The following is a 20,935-nucleotide window of genomic DNA, read 5'->3' on the forward strand; positions in this document are numbered from 1 at the left end:
TGGGCTGCGAAGCAGCCCCTAGTCCAGGCAACGCGCGCTTCGAGTCAACACTCATTGGCAGGTTTTGGGGCTGGTTCGCAGCCCCGCGCGGAAAGCCCGCTCACCACAGGGTTATTGAGCCGTCGGCTGGCTATGGGGAAATAACAGGTCCACAAACTTCTCTGCCGTTGGTTGCGGTTCATGGTTGGCCAGGCCGGCCCGCTCGTTGGCTTCGATAAACACGTACTCAGGTTGATCGGCAGCGGGGACCATCAGGTCCAGACCGACCATGGGAATGTCGAGGGCACGGGCGGCGCGCACGGCGGCGTCGACCAGGGTCGGGTGCAGGATCGCGGTGACGTCTTCCAGGCAACCGCCGGTGTGCAGGTTGGCGGTGCGACGCACGGCGAGTGTCTGGCCACGGGGCAGGACACTGCTGTAGTCATAACCGGCGGCGTGCAGGGTGCGTTCGGTTTCCGCGTCCAGCGGGATTTTGCTCTCGCCGTCGGTCGCCGCTTGACGTCGTCGGCTCTGCGCTTCAATCAGCGCGCCGATGGAGTGCTGGCCGTCACCGGTGACTTCAGCAGGGCGGCGGATAGCGGCGGCGACCACCTCGAAACCGATCACCAGGATGCGCAAATCCAACCCTTCATGAAAACTTTCCAGCAGCACGCGGCTGTCAAATTGGCGCGCAGCCTCAATGGCCTGCTGCACTTCTTCGATACTGTGCAGATCCACCGCCACGCCCTGGCCTTGCTCGCCATCCAGGGGCTTGACGACGATGCGCTGGTGTTCATCGAGGAATTCCAGATTGTCATCAGCACTGCCCGCTAATTGTTGCGACGGCAGCTTCAAACCGGCGGCTTTAAGCGCCTTGTGGGTCAGGCTCTTGTCCTGGCACAACGTCATGCTGATCGCGCTGGTCAGGTCGCTCAAAGACTCACGACAACGCACGCGCCGCCCGCCGTGGCTGAGGGTGAACAAACCGGCGTCGGCGTCATCCACCTGCACATCAATACCGCGCCGGTGTGCTTCTTCGACAATGATCCGCGCATAGGGATTGAACCCCGCCTGCGGGCCAGGGCCGAGGAACAGCGGCTGGTTGATGCCGTTCTTGCGTTTGATCGCAAAGGTGGTCAGCGCGCGGAACCCGAGCTTGGCATAGAGGCTCTTGGCCTGGCGGTTGTTGTGCAGCACCGACAGGTCGAGGTAGCTCAGGCCCCGGCTCATAAAGTGTTCCACCAAGTGGCGTACCAACACCTCGCCCACACCGGGGCGCGTGCACTGCGGGTCGACCGCCAGGCACCACAGGCTGCAGCCGTTTTCCGGGTCGTGAAAAGCCTTTTGATGGTTGAGGCCCATCACGCTGCCGATCACTGCGCCGCTGTCTTCGTCCTCGGCCAGCCAGTACACCGGGCCGCCTTGATGGCGCGGCGTCAGGCGCTCGGCGTCAACCGGCAACATGCCACGGCACTGGTACAACTGGTTGACCGCCAACCAGTCGGCCTCGGTCTGCACGCGGCGAATACGAAAGCCGCGAAACACCCGGGTGGCGGGGCGGTAGTCAGTGAACCACAGGCGCAAAGTGTCCGAGGGATCGAGGAACAACTGCTGCGGATCAATCCCGAGGATCTGCTGCGGCGCGGCCACATACAGCGCGATGTCGCGTTCGCCGGGTTGTTCGTTGAGCAGTTCCCCCGCCAGGCTCGCCGGGTCCGGAAACGTATGGCCGATCAATAGCCGGCCCCAGCCGCAATGCACGGCAATGGGCTCGGCGGCCAGCGGGCTGCCATCTTCGGCGAGTCGGGCTTGCAGGCGCTCGTAGGTTGGCGCCTGGCCCTTCAGCAAGCGTTGGCTGTAAGCCGCTGCGTGGGGTTTCATCAATCAGATTCCTTGTTCGCTGAGCCACAGGTTCAGCGCTGCCAATTGCCACAGCTTGGAGCCGCGCAACGGGGTCAATTGGCCTTGGGGGTCGGTCAGCAAGCGGTCAAGCATGGCCGGGTTGAACAGTCCGCGATCCTGGCTCGGGTCCAGCAGCAATTCACGCACCCAGTTGAGGGTGTCGCCTTGCAGATGCTTGAGGCCGGGCACCGGGAAGTAACCTTTCTTGCGGTCGATGACTTCGCTCGGAATCACCCGGCGTGCCGCCTCTTTGAGCACTTGCTTGCCGCCGTCGGGCAACTTGAACTTGCCCGGCACGCGTGCCGACAGTTCCACCAGTCGGTAATCCAGGAACGGCGTGCGCGCTTCGAGGCCCCAGGCCATGGTCATGTTGTCGACGCGTTTGACCGGGTCGTCCACCAGCATCACCGTGCTGTCCAGGCGCAAAGCCTTGTCCACCGCTGCATCGGCGCCGGGCATGGCGAAATGTTCGCGTACGAAGTCGCCGGCGGCGTCGTTGGCGGTCAGCCATTTGGGCGCGACGGTGGCGGCATAGTCGTCGTAGCTGCGGTCGAAGAACGCCTCGCGGTAGGCGGCATACGGGTCGCTGGCGCCGTCGACGTGCGGGTACCAGTGGTAACCGGCGAACAGTTCGTCGGCGCCCTGGCCGCTCTGCACCACTTTGCAATGCTTGGCCACTTCCCGCGATAGCAGGTAGAAGGCGATACAGTCGTGGCTGACCATCGGTTCACTCATGGCGCGGAAGGCGGCCGGGAGTTGATCGATGATCTCGCTTTCGGCGATGCGCAATTGGTGATGACGGGTGCCGTAGTGCTTGGCGATCAGGTCGGAGTATTGGAACTCGTTGCCTGCCTCGCCACCGGCGTCTTCAAAACCGATGGAGAAGGTGGACAGATCCTGCACGCCGACTTCGCGCAGCAGGCCAACGAGCATGCTTGAATCCACACCGCCGGAGAGCAATACGCCGACATCCACGGCAGCACGTTGACGGATCGCCACGGCTTCGCGGGTGCTGTCGAGGACGCGGTCGGTCCAGTCTTCCAGCGTGAGGTTTTTCTCGTCCTCATGGGGGCCGTAAGGCAGCGTCCACCAGGTTTTCTGTTCGGTGTTGCCATTGGCGTCGATGCGCATCCAGCTCGCTGGCGGCAGTTTTTCGATGCCTGCCAGCAAGGTGCGCGGCGCAGGCACCACGGCGTGGAAGTTCAGGTAGTGATTGAGCGCTACCGGATCGAGGATCGGGTTGATATCGCCGCCCTTGAGCAGCGCCGGCAATGCTGAGGCAAAGCGCAGGCGCTGACCGGTGCGCGACAGGTACAGGGGTTTTACGCCGAGACGGTCACGGGCGATGAACAGGCGCTGGGCGTCGCGTTCCCAGATGGCGAAGGCGAACATGCCATTGAGCTTGGGCAACAGCGCTTCGCCCCAGGCGTGGTAACCCTTGAGCAGCACTTCGGTGTCACCACCGGAATAGAAGGCGTAGCCAAGGGCTTCCAGCTCTTCACGCAATTCCGGAAAGTTATAAATCGCGCCGTTGAACGCCAGGGACAGGCCCAATTGGGCGTCGACCATCGGTTGGGCGGAGCCGTCCGACAGGTCCATGATTTTCAGGCGTCGATGGCCCAGGGCAATCGGCCCTTGGGCATGGAAGCCCCACGCGTCAGGGCCGCGTGGCGCCAAGTGATGGGTGATTCGCTCCACCGCTGCCAGGTCGGCAGGTTGGTGATCGAAACGTAACTCGCCAGCTAATCCGCACATAAATTCCTTACCGGTTTTTCCGTTGGGGAGAGAAAAGGTCACCGCGCACAAATGGCGGGTACCCAGAAACTGACCGGGGTGCATCGGCGGAGTTTTAGATCAATCTGTTATAAGGCAAAAGGCCGCAGGTCGCGCATCAGCCAGGCGCCTACGCAAAACCGCAGCGCAGCAAGCGGGGTTTTTATACCGCTTTTGTCCGACATCGCCGGTTTAGTGTCGGCAGTCCTCATTCGCTACCTCAAGGACGCTTGCCGATGACACACCCCCAAACCCTGGCTCAAGCCACCGAGCCTTTGACCCAGGATCAATTGCTGGGCGCACTCCTGGATCTGAGCGGCGACCTGGACAAGGCCCAGGTGCTGCACGACACCCTGCCGACCTGGATGCTCAAGACCTCGCCGGAATTGCTCAGCGCCATCGACGAAAGCTACAGCCAAGGCCGCCGTGCCCGTGAACGCGCGGCCCGGCTACTGAAGAAACTGACGCCGCTCGATGCCTTTTGCAGGGAGCGGCTCAAGACCTTTCTGGCCGGCGAGGGCTTCAGCTATCTGGACGTCGAGTACGACCTGCTGGAAATCCCCCGGCGCACGATCAGCGGCGTCAGCCCTGATCTGGGCGGTTTGGTGATCAGCACCGCGCACGTTGAGCAACACAGTCTGTTGCAGGCGGCGATGCAGAATTTCCCGCAGGAACGCGCCGAACCCGATGGGCTGCCACGCACTGCGCAGATTCGGTTCGGGCCCCGGCGCCAGGTGCTGAAGGGCCTCAAGGCCCATGAGTTTGCCGGTTACTGCCGCGAACTCGACCTGGGCGGGGCCTATCAGGCTTACCTGCGCAATGTGTTCAATCTGCCGCAGCCGGATGAGGGCGTGGTGGCGCTTGGACGCGGCTACAACCCGGCGGTCGAGGACATCGGCCAATCCCGTTGCAGTGACATGAACGTCGACCTGCACATCGCCTGTGCCAAAGGTGACATCAGCGAGTCGACCTACCGCCTGCTGTTGCAGGTGATCAGCAGCGCCAGGCCGGCCAGCGAGCTCAGCCATTTATTGTTCAATGGGCGCCCGCTGGTATGGCACGGCCTGAACATTCGCAATGCGTGCATCTGGAACGCGCTGGTGTTTCGCGGCGATTCGCCCGGCAACGCACTCGTGGGTCCGGTGGTGGTGTATATGCCCAACGAACCGGTGCGGCCCGTGTTCGAATACCCGACGTGGCAGGACTTCACCACCTACCTGACCCTGAAACTGCAAGTGACGAGCTATCGCAACAGCTTTACGCGCTACTTGGACGAGTCGGAGCGCTTCAGTTTTTTCGAGCAGTTTGATCGCAATAAATCCCTGGAGCCGATGGCGCTCTTGCCAGCCACCGGCAACCTGACCGAGTTCTTTTTCAACAGCTGCGTCGGCAAGCTGCAACTGGATGCAGTCGTACTGGCGGTGCCGGTCGCGCAGGTCGACGAGGACGCGCGCCAACAGCGTCTACAGAATTATCTGGATGCCGGTTTGACCTTGCTTAACCTCGCCGGGCTGGTGGTGCCGGTGCTGGGGCAACTGATGATGGGGGTGGCGGTGGGGCAGTTGCTGGGCGAGGTGTTCGAGGGCGTCGAGGACTGGTCGCACCATGACAACGCCCAGGCCCTTGAGCACCTGATCAACGTCGCGCAGAACATTGCCTCCATGGCGCTGTTTGCCGCGGGAGCCAAGGTGGTGGGTGCGGCTCGGCGCGCACTGAAAAACTCCCCGGAGTTTTTTGACCAGATGGAAGCCGTCAAGCTCGCGGACGACCGCGTGCGCCTGTGGCGCAACAACAAGACGCCATACCGTCAGTCGCTGGAGCTCAAAGGCGTTCCGGCGAATGCCAAAGGTGTGTATCAGGCCTATGGCCAATCCTTTGTGAAGGTCGACGGCGGGTTCTATTCCGTTGCCTACGATGACCAGTTTGGTGCCTGGCGCGCCCGGCATCCGAAGCGTGCCGATGCCTATCGACCCTTGCTGCGGCATAACCACCAAGGCGGTTGGCAGTTCACGTTTGAGCACGCGCAGCCGTGGGACGATCCCGACTATATTTTGCAGCGCCTCGACCCAAGTCTTGAGGCGCTGCCGACTGGGCACTTGCAAGACATCACGGCCATCACTGACACCCGGCTTGCGCACTTGCAGCAACTGGTCCGGCAAAACCGCACACTGTCGGAGCGTTTTCGTGACTGCGTGGTGCGCTTCCGGCAGAACCAGAAAGTCCGCGATCTGCGCTGGCAGATGGAGCACGATGCGCCGCTCGACCGCGCTACCGCCCAAGCGCAGTTACTGGCTCTATCGCTCATGAAGGGCTGGCCCCAGGGGCGGTTTTTCGAGGTGCTGGACAAGGACGGCAACCTGATCGAGCGCTACCCCGACACGGCGCCGTTCGACTACGAAGACATGAGTATTCACATTACCGAGCAACAGATGAGGGCCGGCGAAATAATGTCGACGGCGCTGGCCGCGTTCGACAAGGACGACAAGGCGTTTCTGTTGGGTGGCGCGGTAGAGGCTGGCGCAGAGCAGGACGTGATGAAGCAGCGCTTGTTGGCGTCCCTCGCTTACAGCCACCGCCACATTTACGAAGCGCTGTACCAGTATGGCGAGGTCATCGATCAGACCGATCATGGTTTGCTCAAGGGCCATTTCCCCCAGCTGCCACGGCGCTTGGCGTGGGAAATCATGGACCAGGCCTCGGCGGCCGATCGCTTGCATCTGCGCCAGACCGGGCGGGTGCCGCTGCGAGTGGCCCAGCAGGCGCGCCAGACACTGGACACGCTGACCGAAGATCTGGCGTTGTTGGGCTTGTATCTGCCCGAGCTCGCCAACGAAGCGACGCTGCGCGTGGTCTTCGGCCTGGTCCCGAGCCTGGAACGCTGGCCGGCGACGCTGCGCATGCAACTGCGCGACGCCAGCCTGGTGGGGCGGCCGCTGGCCGAGGCGGGAAGTGATGCCGCCGAGACTCGGCGCACGCTGGTCAAGGTCGGTGAAAACTACCGCGCATTTGATGCTCAGGGTGCGCCGCTGGGTCCCATGAGTCAGGGCCGCGAAGGTCTTTACCACGCCATTTGCGATGCCGTGCCTGCCCGCGACTTGTTGGATATGGATGTGCAGACCCCCAGCCAGTTGCGTTTTCACGTGATTGCCCAAGCGCAGAAGGCGCGCAAGCCGGTCACGCGGCTTGTCTGGCCCGAGCGGGCAGTGCCCAGCGAGCTGCCGGCGTCCTGCGTCCAGGCCCTAGGGACGGAGCCGCCTGAATTTCCCTCCGCTCTAGTGCGCCGGGTCCGCAGGCTCTACCCGTTGTTCGACGATTCGCGCATCGCGACATTCCTGCAAGGGCTGGGCACTGATCACCTGTCCCGCGCCCAGGCGGTCAAAGCCTTGGAAGTGCAATTTGAACACCTGCATCGCACCTTGAAAGTCTGGGCCAGTGAGCGGGTCGAATCGACTTCGGCGTACACCTCGGCGGACTATCGTCTCAGTCGTCTGCAAGCCTTGCAGGCGATTGAGCGCAGCTGGCAGTACGCTTCAATGTTGCCCGAAGGCGTCATTGGCGTGCGGGTGCCCGGCCTGATGCTCGATGGCATGGCATTGGGCACGTTGCCTACCTTGCCGCCCGGGGCCAACTTTGATCATGTCCAGTGGGTGTCGTTGAACCACATGGAGCTGGGCGACGAGGTGGCGTATTTCCTCAAGCACTTCAAGCAGGCTCGAACTGTGGAACTCACCGGCAACCAAATCACGCGCTTGCCCGAAGTGCTGTCGCACATGCCCCAACTCCAGGTGTTGTACCTGGATAACAACCGCCTGCAATTGACCGAACATACCCACGCCAAACTCGGCAACCTCAAGAACCTCAGGCTGCTCAATCTGAACAACAACCCTCTGGTGGACCCTCCGCTGATTAACCGGATGTTAGAGCTGCGCACCCTCGCGCTGCGCAATTGCCGGTTGAAGGAGATGCCGGGCGGGCTGCTGGGGATTCCCTACCTGGAACATGTCGATCTGCGTGAGAACGATATCGTGGCGTTGCCCGACTGGCTGTTCACTGCCCCTCGGAGGGTGGGCGAAGTCATTAACCTGCGACACAACCCCCTGGGCCAGCGCAGCCGTGAACTGCTGCTCAAGTATCGCAACAGTGTCGGCGTTGGCATGGGCTACCTGGAAGACGACATCACCCGCCTCAACGAGCAGAAAGCCCGCGAATTGTGGCTGAACGAGCGCTTGCCGCGCGATTCGCGCAGCATCTCCACCTGGCAGGGCCTCAGGGATGAACCGCGTTCGGATGGCCTGTTCAAGCTGCTCTCGGAGCTGGGTGGCACGGCGGACTCCATGAATGTGCGTGAAGACATGACGCGCAGGGTCTGGCGCGTGCTGCAGGCCGCCGGTGACGACACGCGCTTGCGCGCGGAGATCTTCGAGCGCGCCGCCACCCCATTGAATTGCGACGACGCCGCCGCGGTGAGTTTCAGCGACCTGGAAGTGATCGTGGAAATCCACGAGGCCTCGCAACAGGTGGAAAACGGCATCCTCGATTCCAAATGGCTGTTGCGCCTGGGCCGTGGCCTGTTTCGGCTGGACCGCCTTGAACGCATGGCCCGCGTGCACAGTGCGCAGCACCCCGGCACGGACCCGCTGGAAGTCAGCCTCGCGTACCGGACCGGGCTGGTTGATCGGTTTTATTTGCCGGGGCAACCGCGCCATATGCGGTTTTCGCGCCTGGCCGGGGTCACGCCACAGGCATTGAACTCGGCGGAGGTGCAGGTCAAGGCCGACGAACTGTCGCCTGAACTGCTGAGCTTTCTGATGGATCTGCCGTTCTGGGTGCGTTACCTCAAACGCTCTTTCGAGCACGCGTTCGAAAGCATGAACGAGCCGTTCGACCAGCGCATGCTCGACGTGTTTGAGCGCAGCACCAGCCTGGCCGACGGCGAGTACCGCGACCGCATGGACGAAATCCTGCGCGAGCAGCAACAAGCCGAAAGGACCGAACTGGAGCGCCTGACCCGCGAGGCGCTGCAATCGGAGGACGCGAGCCCGGTGTGCACGCTGGCGCCGCTGTAGCGGCGGCGATCAGCGCGCGGGCGTGTTCACGTTGCTGCGCACCAGCGCGCGCACCGCGAAGCGATTGGGGTGACACGCCTCGGCCACGCTGCGCGGCAGTGGCAGCGGTTCGTCGTGCAGCCAGGCGGCGAGCAGCTCGCCGCATAGCGGTGCGGTAATCAACCCGCGCGAACCGTGGCCGCTGTTGACGTACAGGCCGTCGAGCCACGGGCACGGCGCCTGCGGCACGTGGCGGGCGTCCTTGCGCAGCGCGGCGTAGGTGTCGGCGAACGGCGCGCTGTCTGCCAGCGGGCCGACAATCGGCAGGTAGTCGGGGCTGGTGCAGCGGAAGGCGGCGCGACCCTCAAGGTCCTCGGCCGGGAGGGCGTCGGCGTGCAGGCGCTGTACCAGGTCTGGGGAGATCTCGTGCAGCAGCGCCAGGTTGCCCGCGTGCTCGGCGGCGGTGGGCGTGAGGTCCAGGCTTTTGAAATCAAAGCTGGCGCCCAGGGTATGTTCGCCCAGGCGAGCCGGTGCCACGTAGCCTTCGGCGCACACCACGCTGCTCAGCGCTGCACTGGCGGCGGTTTGCGGCAGGCGCGTGATCTGCCCGCGGATGCGTTTGAGTGGCAGCTCCGCACAGGCGGCAAACCGCGTGACATCGGCGGCGCCCGCCAGCACCACCACCGGCGCGCTGGCCAGCAGGGTTTCACCGTCCCAGGCCTGCCAGTGGTCGTCGACTTTGCGCAGTTGCAGTACGTCACGATGGGTCAGCAACTCAACACCCGGTTGTGTGGCTTGCCACTGGCACAGTGCGGGCGGATGCACCCAGCCACCTTCAGGGAAAAACAGCCCGCCGGTTTGCAGCGCGATGCCGGCCCGGACCTGGGCCTGATCCTTGTCCAGCAGATGCAGCAGGTCCGGAGCAAACGCCTGCGCCAATTGCGCCTGGCGTTCGGCTTCCTTGGCATTGAAGGCCAGTTGCAGCACGCCGCAGCCGTCCCAATCCACCCCGCGTTGCAGCTGCTCCAACAAGCGCCGGGTGTGGCCGAAGCCACTGACGATCATCTGCGACAACGCTGTGCCGTGGGCCGATAGCTTGAGGTACAGCACGCCTTGCGGGTTGCCCGATGCCTCTTCGGCCAAGCCGGCGTGGCGTTCCAGCAGGCTGACCTGCCAGCCGCGCGCCGCCAGGCTGGCCGCGCTGGCGCAACCGGCGAGGCCGCCGCCGATCACCAGGGCGCGGCGCTCGCCGTTAAATGCAGGTGGTCGCGCGAACCAGGGTTTGATGGCAGCCGGCGCGGGTGTCTCCGCCGGCCAGCCAAGGAACTCGCCGCGCAGGATTTCCCACTTGTGGCCAATCCCCGGCGTGCGCTTCATCTTGAACCCGGCGGCGTTGATCAGGCGCCGCACCCAGCCGGTGCTGGTGAAGGTGCTGATGGTCGAACCCGGCGCGGCCAGGCGTGCCAGCTCGGCAAACAGCTCGGCGGTCCACATGTCGGGGTTTTTCGCCGGGGCGAAACCGTCGAGAAACCACGCGTCGATCTGCGCATCCAGTTGCGGTAGCTGCTCCAGAGCATCACCGATCAACAGGGTCAGGGTGACGCGGCCATTGTCCAGCACCAGACGCTGGAAGCCCTGGTGGATGGCGACATACTGCGCCAGCAACTGCTCGGCCCAGGGCTTGAGTTCTGGCCACAGGGCCAGAGCACGTTGCAGGTCGGCGTGGCTCAGGGGGTACTTCTCCACGCTGACAAAGTGCAGGCGGGCGCCGGACACGGCGTGCTGATCAAACAACTGCCAGGCACACAGGAAATTCAACCCGGTACCAAAGCCGGTCTCGCCAATCACCAATCGTCCGCCCACGGGAAGCGCGGCAAAGCGCTGTTGCAGGTGGTTCTGTTCAAGGAACACATAACGGGTTTCGTCCAGGCCCGACTGATCGGAGAAGTACACGTCGTCGAAGACCCGCGAACGCGGGCGTCCCTGGTCGTCCCAGTCAAGTTGGGCATGTGGCGATACGGGGTTCATGGGCAACTCGGCAAAGGCAAGGCGGCCATTCTAGCCGATCGTGGCGGTGGCGACCGATCCGCGCTGGGCGGGGGTGGTAGCCCGCTGATACTTGCATGCAAAAAATGCCCGAATCGGTCCGGGTAACGATCAACTATCTGCGTAAATTCAAAGGCTTGCGTCGGGGTATGGTGAATGACTGATTAATGGGCAATAAGGGATATTGCAGATGCCGGACCAGGATGATTTGACCAAGACATGCACCCAATTGACGCAGCGCCAGTTGCAAGCCGCGCTGCTGGAAATCACCAGCGACCTGCCCAAGGCCGAGGTCCTGCAAAAGCGCCTGTCGGGCTGGATGATAAACGCGCCCAAAGGTGTACTGGAGGCACTGGAACGGGACGCGGCGCAGATTGATGAGGCCAGGGCCGCAGTCGCCGGACGCTTGCTTCCATTACGCTCCCTGGATGAGTTTTGCAGTGCGCAATTGAAGGCTTACTGCCAGAAGCACTGGCAGGTCACGATTGAACCGCAGAAGGACCTGTTCGTGCGGGCCTTCTATGAATACCAGAAAGAAGTCCTGCCGCTGGATTATGTCAGGACCATCAAGCTGGAACAGCAGACCCTGCTGCACATGGCCCTGCAGAACTTTACCGAGGACGAGACGCAAGAGGCGCATTTTCCACAGCAGTCGCGGCTGCAATTCGGCTCAGCCTCACGTGGGGTGATCCCCGTCTCCGTGCAGGCATTTGCCAAGGGCTGTCGCGACCTTGATGTAGGCGGCTTGTATCAGCAGCACATCAGTGACGTGTTCAACCTTGACGCTGGCGCGCCGGGCGATGACGCCTACCTCAATGGTGTAGCGCTCGACATCGGTTGGATGAAAACCCTGGATGTGAAAATCGACGCGCACATTGCCTGCATGCGTGGCGATATCACCCGCGAGACCTATGACCTGTTATGCGCACTGCTGGATCGGAAGATGGATCCTGAGCAGGCCAGGGGCCTTTTGTTTCAAGGGCGCCAGGTCATCTGGCAGGGCTTGAATGCGCTGGATTGCTGCCTGTGGAGCGTGCTGGTGTTTTCCGGCTGGCCAATTGCCGATTACCCGCAGGAGCCCTGTGTGGTGTACATGCCCAATGAGCCGGGGCGACCGTTTTTTGAGTACCCATCGCTCAACGACTTCAAGGTCTACTTGGACTTGAAGCTGGAAGTCAGCACCTATCGCACGTTCTTCGCGCGTTACCTGGGCGAAATAGACCGAGTCGGTTTTTTCAGCCGTTTTGACCAGCACCGTACCTTGGGCGTGTTGGAGGCCAGGGCCATTACCACTAGCCTGGCGCAGCACTTTTTTGCGACCTATGCGGGCAAACTGCAAATCGACGCCCGCACCCTGGCGGTCCCGGTGGTGGATGTCGACGAGCAGGTGCGCAAACAGCGTCTGCAGGAGTATCTGGACGCCGGGCTGACGTTGCTCAACCTTGCTGGTTTTATAGTCCCGGCGTTGGGCCTGTTGATGACCAGCGTGGCGGTGGGACAGATGCTCGGCGAGGTGTACGACGGTATTGAGGACTGGCGCCGTGGCGACAAGGAGGAGGCGCTCGGACAGTTGGTGGCCGTGGCGCAGGACATCACGTCAATGGTGTTGTTCGCCGCGGGGGCCAAGGTGGTGGGCAAGGTCTTCAAGCGCACCCGACAAAGCTATGCCGGTTACTTTAAAACGTTGGAAGCGGTGCGTTCGAGGGATGGGCAGCCACGGTTGTGGCGGCCTGACATCGGACAGTATTCCCACGATCATCACCTGATCGACGACGTGGCTGCCGACGCGCAAGGCCTCTACCAGGTGGGCGCTCGCTCATACGTCAAAGTCGGCGACAACCTGCATCAGGTGACCTATGAGCCGCAGCAGGGACTGTGGCGAGCCAGCCACCGTACGCGGCAGACGGCCTATCGTCCGGCGATGCTGCACAACGGTGAGGGGGCCTGGCGTTTTTCATTCGAAGATCCCGAGGAGTGGGAAGACCAGGACTATTTGTTTTCCCGCCTGGAGCCGAGCAGTCGTCACCCCGCATTGGACTCGCGCAAGCTGAGGCTGGTTAACGACATCATCGACAAGCCCCACCGCTGGGGGTATCACCTGGCGCAGGAATGCCTGCCCTTTGCGGCGCGTTTTCGTGATCTGTATGAGCGTTTCCGGTTGGAGCAGTCGATTCGCGACCTGGTGTGGCTGTTGGAGCGCGGGGGGTACCGCAATGGGCAAAGTGCGACCGCGCAAATGCACGCGTTGCCGCTGCTGCCGGGTTGGCCCCAAGGTCGTTATTTCGAGGTGCTGGATGCTCAAGGTGGCGTCACGGCGCGTTATCCCGCCGCCGGCCCGTTTGAGGCCGCTCAGGCATTGCGCCTCAGCGAGCAGGCCGTGGGTGAAGGGCGGGTGTTTGACGTGTTGCTGTCAGGCCTGGATACGCAACAAAAGGTCGGACTGTTGGGTGAAGGCGTGTCTGCCAATGAGGAGCACGCAGCGTTGGCGCGTCAATTGCTCGCACAGCTCAAGGCTGATCGAAGACCGTTGTTTGAACAGTTGTATCAGGCCTACGACGGGCCAGTGCCCGAGGAGTGGGTGCCGCTGCGTCAGGCCTGCCCGCAACTGCCCACCCGCGTGATGCGCGAGCTGATGGCCCAGGCATCCTCCGTTGAGCGCCAAGCCCTGCGCGACACTCAGCGGGTGCCAATGGCCCTGGCAGAAGCGGTGCGCTTGAGCGCGGAGACACAGCGCCTGGATCGTGCTTTGGCCGGTTTCGAGCAGCCGGAGTTGGCCGGTCTCGACACCCAGTGTGTGGCGGTGCGCATGCTGCCGCGCGTCGAAGGTTGGGATAGCGCGTTGCAACTGGAATTGCGCCAGGATTCGCCCACCGGGTCACTGTTGGCCCTGGGCGCGAGGGAGGGCGCGAGCGTACGTCGAGTGATGGTCAGTTCGGCGGCGGGCTTTGCGCCGTTCGACGCCAACGGCGTCAGTATGGGGCCGACCCAGGCCGGTTCCGACGGCCTGTTCGAGGCGATTATACAAACGCTCTCGGACACCCAGCGCAGCGCCCTGGAACTCCCGCTGAACCCGAGCGAAGGTGGATGGAGGATGCGCCGCAGGGTGGCGGCCCGCGCGCAGAGCGAGCGTGTGGTGGCGGGCGACGCGTTTTCCGACAAGGCTGGCGAGCCACTGGAACAGGAGGTCTCCTGCCGCATGGCGGACTCTCCGACCAGCCCGCTGCCGCTCGCTTCGCCTCTGGTGCGCAAGGTGCGCAAAATCTATCCGCTGTTCAGTGACGTACAGGCAGCAGAGTTGTTGCGCAGCCTGGGGACCGATGCCCTGGCCCAAGCCAAGGCCGTTGCCCGTCTGCAGGCTGACCTGGAACGCCTGCGCACGGTCCTCAAACACTGGAAGAGCAACGTCGGCGACCTGGCGGCGCAGCCGGGCATGGGGGATGTCCGCGAGAGCCGCCAGCAAGTGGCCGAGCGGATTGAAGCCTGCTGGCGCCGCCAGAGCTTTGTCCTCGACGATCAACAAGTGCCCGTACCGGGGCTGATATTGGATGGCATGCGCGTGGGCGCATTGCCGAACCTGCCCCCCGAAATCCGCTTTGACCATGTTCGGCAACTGTCCCTGAAAAACATGCGTCTGGGCGATGATGTGGCGTATTTCCTCAAGTGCTTCAAGGGGCTGCGGCGCCTTAACCTGGACCGCAACCGCCTGAGCCGGCTCCCGGAATACCTCTCGCGGATGCCCGAACTGAACAGTTTGTCCTTGCCCCACAATCAACTGGCGCTGACGACGTATACCCAGCGAAAACTGGCTGATATGCACACGCTGCGTCTGTTGGACCTGAGCCACAACCCCATCGAGGTGCATCTGGACGTGAGTAACATGCGCGATTTGCAAACCCTGTTACTGCAGGACGCCAGGCTGGTGGACCTGCCCGTCGGGATCGCACGCCTGGCCCATCTGGAACAGGTCGACCTGCGCAGCAACTGGATCACGGTATTGCCCGACTGGTTGTTTGCGTCGACACGCAGGTACAGCCAGGCGATCAATCTGGGTGGCAACCCATTGTCCTCGACGACAATGACGGCGCTGATCCGCTACCGCGATGCAGTGGGCATTGGCATGGGCTATGTGGAGGACGATCAGTCACGTTTCACCGAGTTGAAGGCCAGGCGGACCTGGCTGCCGGACGAGGTAGCGGCCGCCGATGCCGGCAAGCGGGCGATCTGGGCCAACCTGCGCGACGATCCGGAATCGGTGCCGCTGATGACATTGTTGGCGCAACTCTCCGCCGCCGCCGACAGCCGTTACGTGCGTGAGGACATGACCCGGCGTGTCTGGGAGGTCCTGCAGGCGACCCATGACAGCGTCGAGTTGCGCGAGCAGGTGTTTCAACTGGTGGCCCATCCGGCGAACTGTGTCGATGGCGCGACAGAGATTTTCAGCCAGGTCGAAGTGCTCAAGGCCGTGGCGAACGCCACGCGCCAGGCCGGCCGTGGGCAAGGCAACTCCGGGGTGCTGCTGACCCTGGGGCGCGGCTTGTTTCGCCTCAGTGAGCTGGAAAAGATTGCCGCCACTTACGCCGCCGAACATGCCAGCGAAGACCCGCTGGAGGTCAGCCTGGCGTATCGGGTCGGTTTGGCGAAGATCCTGCAGTTGCCGGGGCAACCCAAGCACATGCGCTACGGGTCATTGGCTGACTTGACCAGCGAGAACCTGGAGCGGGCGCATGAGCAAGTCCTCATTGCCGAGCTGTCGCCGGTATTTTTGCGGTTTATTGCCCAGCTCTCGTTCTGGAAGGCCCATCTCAAACAGCAGTTTCCCGAGACGTTCAGGCGCGCTGCCGAGCTGTTTGACAGTCAACAGCAGGCGCTCTTCGAGAACAGTCAGAACCTCACCGATGGCGAATACCTTGCACAAATGGAAGGCCTGCGCGCGCCGCGCAGGCAGGCGATCAACGAGGTGATGGAGCGGCTGACCCAACAGATGATGAAGTATCAGGACCTGGATATCTGCCATCTACCTGAAGACTAGCCGGCAGGGTTGCTGATTGATCCATGGCAAGCGCTATTCAATTGCTTGCCCGTGGTGCAGCCCAATCCGCTAGTCTTGATTGATCTTGGAAGGGAGTTGCCCATGTTCGAATCCGCAGAAATTGGTCACGCCGTCGACAAAGACACCTACGACGCCGAAGTGCCGGCCCTGCGTGAAGCGTTGTTGGAAGTGCAGTACGAGCTGCAACAGCAAAAGCGCTTCCCGGTGATCATCCTGATTAATGGCGTCGAAGGTGCTGGCAAAGGCGAGACCGTCAAGCTGCTCAATGAGTGGATGGATCCGCGCCTGATCGAAGTCCGTACCTTCGATCAGCAAACCGATGAGGAACTGGCCCGCCCGCCGGCCTGGCGGTACTGGCGGCAGTTGCCCGCCAAGGGCCGCATGGGTGTCTTTTTCGGCAACTGGTACAGCCAGATGCTGCAAGGCCGCGTACATGGGCAGATCAAGGACGCGCGTCTCGATCAGGCCATCGCCGGTGCCGAGCGCCTGGAAAAAATGCTCTGTGATGAAGGTGCGCTGATCTTCAAATTCTGGTTTCACCTTTCCAAGAAACAGATGAAGGCGCGGCTAAAGGCCTTGGCCGACGACCCACTGCACAGTTGGCGCATCAGCCCGCTGGACTGGCAGCAATCACAGACCTACGACAAGTTCGTGCACTTTGGCGAGCGGGTGCTGCGTCGCACCAGCCGCGACTACGCGCCGTGGCATGTGATCGAAGGTGTCGACAGCAATTACCGCAGCCTCACCGTGGGCAAGCTACTGCTCGAAGGCATGCAAACCGCGTTGAAACTGCCCAAAGGCAAGGCCAGCGGCATGAACCCCGCGCCGCTGATACCGTCGGTGGACAAGAAGGGGCTGCTCGACAGCCTCGACTTGAGCCAGCATCTGGACAAGGACGATTACGAAGAACAACTGATCACCGAGCAAGCGCGATTCTCTGGCCTGATGCGTGACAAACGCATGCGCAAGCACGCCTTGATCACGGTGTTCGAAGGCAATGATGCGGCGGGCAAGGGCGGCGCGATTCGCCGGGTTGCAGCGGCGCTGGACCCACGCCAATACCATATCGTGCCGATTGCCGCGCCCAGTGAGGATGAACGCGCCCAACCGTACCTATGGCGGTTCTGGCAGAAGATCCCGGCGCGCGGCATGTTCACCGTGTTCGACCGCTCGTGGTACGGCCGCGTGCTGGTGGAGCGAGTCGAAGGTTTCTGCTCTGCGGCGGACTGGATGCGCGCCTATGGCGAGATCAATGATTTTGAAGAACAACTGCGTGATGCGGGCGTGATCGTGGTCAAGTTCTGGCTGGCGATTGACAAGGACACGCAGCTGGAACGCTTTCAGGCCCGTGAGGAAATCCCTTTCAAACGCTTCAAAATCACCGAAGACGACTGGCGCAACCGCGACAAATGGGACGACTACCGCGCGGCGGTGGGCGATATGGTTGACCGTACCAGCACCGAAATCTCGCCCTGGACCCTGGTGGAGGCCAATGACAAGCGCTGGGCGCGGGTCAAGGTGCTGCGCACGATTAACCTCGCTTTAGAAGAAGCGTTCGCCAAGTCCGACAAGCACGATAAAAAGAAGAAGAAATAACTACGCGGTTTGCGCGCCGTGCTGGTTGGGGAGCGCAGACTTTTTTTGGTGAGCTGGCGTTGTGTGGTGCGTTTGCTTTTTGTGGTGAGCAGGCTTTGTATGGTGGATTCGCTTTTTGTAGTGAGCAGGCTTGCCCTGCGCTGGGGCGCGAAGCGGCCCCAATCCAGTCGCCGCGTTTCTCCAGGCAGAACCCAATGGCCGGTTTTAGGGCCGCTTCGCAGCCCAGCGCAGGGCAAGCCTGCTCACCACAAAAAGGTTGTGTTCGCCATCAGGTATAGGCTCACCGCAAAGAGTCTGTTCACCTCAACAAACGACCCCACTCGTGCTGGTTGAGGAGAACAGGCGTGTTTGTGGTGACTGTGCTTTTTGGGGGGAGCCGGCTGTGTGTGGTGTGTGGTGACTTTGCTTTTTGTGGTGCGCCAGCAGTGTGTGGTGAGTTTGCTTTTTGTAGTGAGCAGGCTTGCCCTGCGCTGGGGCGCGAAGCGGCCCCAATCCAGTCGCCGCGTTTCTCCAGGCAGAACCCAATGGCCGGTTTTAGGGCCGCTTCGCAGCCCAGCGCAGGACAAGCCTGCTCACCACAAAAAAGTTGTGTTCGCCATTCAGGTATAGGCTCACCACAAAGGTTGTGTTCGCCATCAGGTATAGGCTCACCGCAAAGAGTCTGTTCACCTCAACAAACGACCCCACTCGTGCGGGTTGAGGAGAGCAGGCGTTTTTGTGGTGACTGTGCTTTTTGGGGGGAGCCGGCTGTGTGTGGTGACTTTGCTTTTTGTGGTGAACCGGCTGTGTGTGGTGAGTTTGCTTTTTGTGGTGAGCAGGCTTGCCCTGCGCTGGGGCGCGAAGCGGCCCCAATCCAGTCGCTGCGTTTTCTCCAGGCAGAACCCAATGGCCGGTTTTAGGGCCGCTTCGCAGCCCAGCGCAGGGCAAGCCTGCTCACCACAAAAAGGTTGTGTTCGCCATCAGGTATAGGCTCACCGCAAAGAGTCTGTTCACCTCAACAAACGACCCCACTCGTGCTGTGTGAGGAGAGCAGGCATGTTTGTGGTGACTGTGCTTTTTGGGGTGAACCGGCTGTGTGTGGTGTGTGGTGACTGTGCTTTTTGTGGTGAACCGGCTGTGTGTGGTGACTTTGCTTTTTGCAATGAGCAGGCCTGCCCCGCGCCGGGGCGCGAAGCGGTCCCACCCCAAAGTCTCACTGCTTCAACCAGCCATGGTTTTGTATATGCCGGGTGAATGATCATCGCGGTTGCCTGGGCCTGGATCTATCCTCGATCCATCGCCCAACAACCACAAGATCGAGGTAGCCCATGCGTGAAGTAGTCATCGTCGACAGCGTACGAACCGGCCTGGCCAAGTCCTTTCGCGGCAAGTTCAACCAGACCCGTCCGGATGACATGGCGGCTCATTGCGTCAACGCGCTGCTCACCCGCAACGGCATCGACCCGGCGACGGTTGAAGATTGCATCGTCGGCGCGGGCTCCAATGAGGGGGCCCAGGGCTACAACATCGGGCGTAACGTGGCGGTGCTGTCGCAACTGGGCACTGGCACGGCGGGCATGACCCTCAACCGTTTCTGCTCATCGGGCTTGCAGGCGATTGCCATCGCTGCCAACCAGATCGCCTCGGGCTGCAGCGACATCATCGTCGCCGGTGGCGTCGAGTCCATCAGCCTGACCATGAAAAGCGTCAACACCGACAACCTGATCAACCCGCTGCTCAAAGAGCAAGTACCGGGCATTTACTTCCCCATGGGCCAGACCGCCGAAATCGTCGCGCGCCGCTACAACGTCAGCCGCGAAGAACAGGATCTCTACGCCCTGCAAAGCCAGCAACGTACCGCCCAAGCCCAGGCCGATGGTTTGTTCAATGACGAAATCGTGCCGATGGCGGTCAAGTACAAGGTCGAGGACAAAAACACCGGCGCGGTGCAGATTCTCGACGGCGTGGTCGATCGCGACGACTGCAACCGCCCCGACACCACCCTGGCGAGCCTGCAAGGCTTGAAACCAGTGTTCGCCGAGGACGGCTCGGTGACAGCGGGTAACTCGTCGCAACTGTCCGACGGCGCCTCGATGACCCTGGTGATGAGCCTGGAAAAAGCCCTGGAACTGGGGCTCAAGCCCAAGGCGTTTTTCCGTGGCTTCGCCGTGGCTGGCTGCGAGCCGGACGAAATGGGCATCGGTCCGGTGTTCTCAGTGCCCAAGCTGCTCAAGGCGCGTGGCTTGCAAGTGGCGGATATCGACCTGTGGGAACTCAACGAAGCGTTTGCCTCGCAGTGCCTGTACGCGCGCAATCGTCTGGAAATCGACAACGCCAAATACAACGTCAACGGCGGATCGATTTCCATCGGCCACCCGTTCGGCATGACCGGTTCGCGGCAAGTGGGGCATCTGGTGCGTGAGTTGCAACGGCGTAACCTGCGTTACGGCGTCGTCACCATGTGCGTGGGTGGGGGCATGGGCGCCACCGGTTTGTTTGAGGTCGCACGCTAGTCACTTGAGTTTCGCGCTTCGGGTTGTTCGTACTCGATCAACGCAGAGGGGGGCTTGTCCTCCCTTTGCGCATCTGCTGTTCAGTTATCTCAAAACCGCACTTTTAGTTGCTTGCTTAGTTGGGGTTTTCCAACGGGGGCGGTGATTTTTTAGTGCCTGTAATCTCATTCTTACAGATATAATCTTGGTTAAAATATTCTCATTAATCTGCGTGTAGTCTAATTCCTTCAGCACTTTTTAAAGTTTTGGCAGATTGCCATGTTTTTCCTGCGAGTGTTAGTGGCTCACGGCTACTTCGTTAAGGGAAATGGACGGCTTACTTGTTTGTGCGTCATGTACAAACTTTCCCTGTGTTGAGCGGTGTCGCGAATTGCAATGCAATAAGTTGGAAAAACAACTTGGCGGTCACCGACTTAATGGCACGGGTCACACCGTTCGTTTAATCAGTCCTGCGCTGACGTGTTGCAGGACGCCTTATGACATTTGATAAGTGGGAAATTGTGAATGAAAACTAAACTGAAAACTGTGCTCTTGGCTGTCGGCGTTTTGGCGGGGACTGCGTCCGTTGCTCAGGCCGCGGATGGAACGGTCACGTTTCTGGGCTCGGTATATTCGGGCGCCTGCTCCATCAAACCTGACTCCGTCGATCAGACCATCCGACTGGGTGCGATCGCCAAACACCAGTTGGAATCAGGCGGCAAGTCCGAGGCCCGTCGTTTGCTGATCGAGCTTGAAGGCTGCGACTTGTCCAACTTCACCGACAATACCGTCACCACGACCTTCACGGGAGCACCTTCCAGCGTTGTTCCAGGGGCGATCGGCACGGTGGGTGGCGCAGGCGGCGTGGGCATCATGATGACCCACGGCGGTGACGTGGTTGAGCTTGGCGTTCCTACAACTCCGCAGATCATTGCTGCCGGCAATAACACGCTGGAGTTCGGGGCTTACGTCCAAGGTGCCGCCACGGGCGCCATCACTCCTGGCGATTTCAGCGCAGTCACCAATTTCACCTTGGCTTATCAGTAAGTGTTTCCCCCGCCACCGCGGGTGGC

The 20,935-nt window shown here is 61.6% G+C and carries 8 protein-coding genes; 5 read left to right on the plus strand and 3 right to left on the minus strand.

The features are described 5' to 3' along the window. Nucleotides 1-111 precede the first annotated feature (111 nt). Together ngg and ACKZ62_RS08560 are read right to left on the minus strand one after the other, a co-directional pair. On the minus strand, nucleotides 112-1,860 hold the full coding sequence (gene ngg / locus ACKZ62_RS08555; RefSeq protein WP_032888062.1) for an N-acetylglutaminylglutamine synthetase: 1,749 nt from the start codon (nucleotides 1,858-1,860) through the stop codon (nucleotides 112-114). A 3-nt stretch (nucleotides 1,861-1,863) separates the two neighbouring features. Continuing rightward, nucleotides 1,864-3,636: an N-acetylglutaminylglutamine amidotransferase gene (locus tag ACKZ62_RS08560; RefSeq protein WP_032888064.1), complete on the minus strand. Its 1,773-nt coding sequence runs from the start codon at nucleotides 3,634-3,636 to the stop codon at nucleotides 1,864-1,866. 254 nt (nucleotides 3,637-3,890) lie between these two features. On the opposite strand from ACKZ62_RS08560, the gene ACKZ62_RS08565 reads away from it, so the two are divergent. Further along, nucleotides 3,891-8,720 (plus strand): NEL-type E3 ubiquitin ligase domain-containing protein, encoded by a 4,830-nt coding sequence (locus tag ACKZ62_RS08565; protein ID WP_447096527.1) that lies wholly within the window; start codon nucleotides 3,891-3,893, stop codon nucleotides 8,718-8,720. 9 nt (nucleotides 8,721-8,729) lie between these two features. Here ACKZ62_RS08565 and mnmC read toward each other — a convergent pair whose 3' ends face one another. Further along, on the minus strand, nucleotides 8,730-10,727 hold the full coding sequence (gene mnmC, locus ACKZ62_RS08570) for a bifunctional tRNA (5-methylaminomethyl-2-thiouridine)(34)-methyltransferase MnmC2/FAD-dependent 5-carboxymethylaminomethyl-2-thiouridine(34) oxidoreductase MnmC1 (RefSeq protein WP_447096528.1): 1,998 nt from the start codon (nucleotides 10,725-10,727) through the stop codon (nucleotides 8,730-8,732). 208 nt (nucleotides 10,728-10,935) lie between these two features. Between mnmC and ACKZ62_RS08575 the strand changes: the two genes are divergently transcribed. The 4 genes from ACKZ62_RS08575 (at nucleotide 10,936) to ACKZ62_RS08590 (ending at nucleotide 20,909) form a co-directional block, all read left to right on the plus strand. Beyond that, nucleotides 10,936-15,774: an NEL-type E3 ubiquitin ligase domain-containing protein gene (locus ACKZ62_RS08575; protein WP_447096529.1), complete on the plus strand. Its 4,839-nt coding sequence runs from the start codon at nucleotides 10,936-10,938 to the stop codon at nucleotides 15,772-15,774. A gap of 102 nt (nucleotides 15,775-15,876) precedes the next feature. Continuing rightward, nucleotides 15,877-17,391 (plus strand): polyphosphate:AMP phosphotransferase, encoded by a 1,515-nt coding sequence (gene pap, locus ACKZ62_RS08580; RefSeq protein WP_032888070.1) that lies wholly within the window; start codon nucleotides 15,877-15,879, stop codon nucleotides 17,389-17,391. A gap of 1,307 nt (nucleotides 17,392-18,698) precedes the next feature. After that, nucleotides 18,699-19,883 carry a thiolase family protein gene (locus tag ACKZ62_RS08585; RefSeq protein WP_286818905.1) on the plus strand — a complete coding sequence of 395 codons (1,185 nt, stop codon included), beginning with the start codon at nucleotides 18,699-18,701 and terminating at the stop codon, nucleotides 19,881-19,883. Between the two features lie 504 nt (nucleotides 19,884-20,387). Next, on the plus strand, nucleotides 20,388-20,909 hold the full coding sequence (locus ACKZ62_RS08590) for a fimbrial protein (protein ID WP_447096530.1): 522 nt from the start codon (nucleotides 20,388-20,390) through the stop codon (nucleotides 20,907-20,909). The last annotated feature ends 26 nt before the right edge of the window (nucleotides 20,910-20,935 follow it).

Source organism: Pseudomonas sivasensis (assembly GCF_052938085.1).

What these genes read in the sequence shown, in the direction of transcription:
- ngg (WP_032888062.1), bottom strand. Translation starts at nt 1,860, where the DNA reads ATGAAACCCCACGCAGCGGCTTACAGCCAACGCTTGCTGAAGGGCCAG.
- ACKZ62_RS08560 (WP_032888064.1), bottom strand. Translation starts at nt 3,636, where the DNA reads ATGTGCGGATTAGCTGGCGAGTTACGTTTCGATCACCAACCTGCCGAC.
- ACKZ62_RS08565 (WP_447096527.1), top strand. Translation starts at nt 3,891, where the DNA reads ATGACACACCCCCAAACCCTGGCTCAAGCCACCGAGCCTTTGACCCAG.
- mnmC (WP_447096528.1), bottom strand. Translation starts at nt 10,727, where the DNA reads ATGAACCCCGTATCGCCACATGCCCAACTTGACTGGGACGACCAGGGA.
- ACKZ62_RS08575 (WP_447096529.1), top strand. Translation starts at nt 10,936, where the DNA reads ATGCCGGACCAGGATGATTTGACCAAGACATGCACCCAATTGACGCAG.
- pap (WP_032888070.1), top strand. Translation starts at nt 15,877, where the DNA reads ATGTTCGAATCCGCAGAAATTGGTCACGCCGTCGACAAAGACACCTAC.
- ACKZ62_RS08585 (WP_286818905.1), top strand. Translation starts at nt 18,699, where the DNA reads ATGCGTGAAGTAGTCATCGTCGACAGCGTACGAACCGGCCTGGCCAAG.
- ACKZ62_RS08590 (WP_447096530.1), top strand. Translation starts at nt 20,388, where the DNA reads ATGAAAACTAAACTGAAAACTGTGCTCTTGGCTGTCGGCGTTTTGGCG.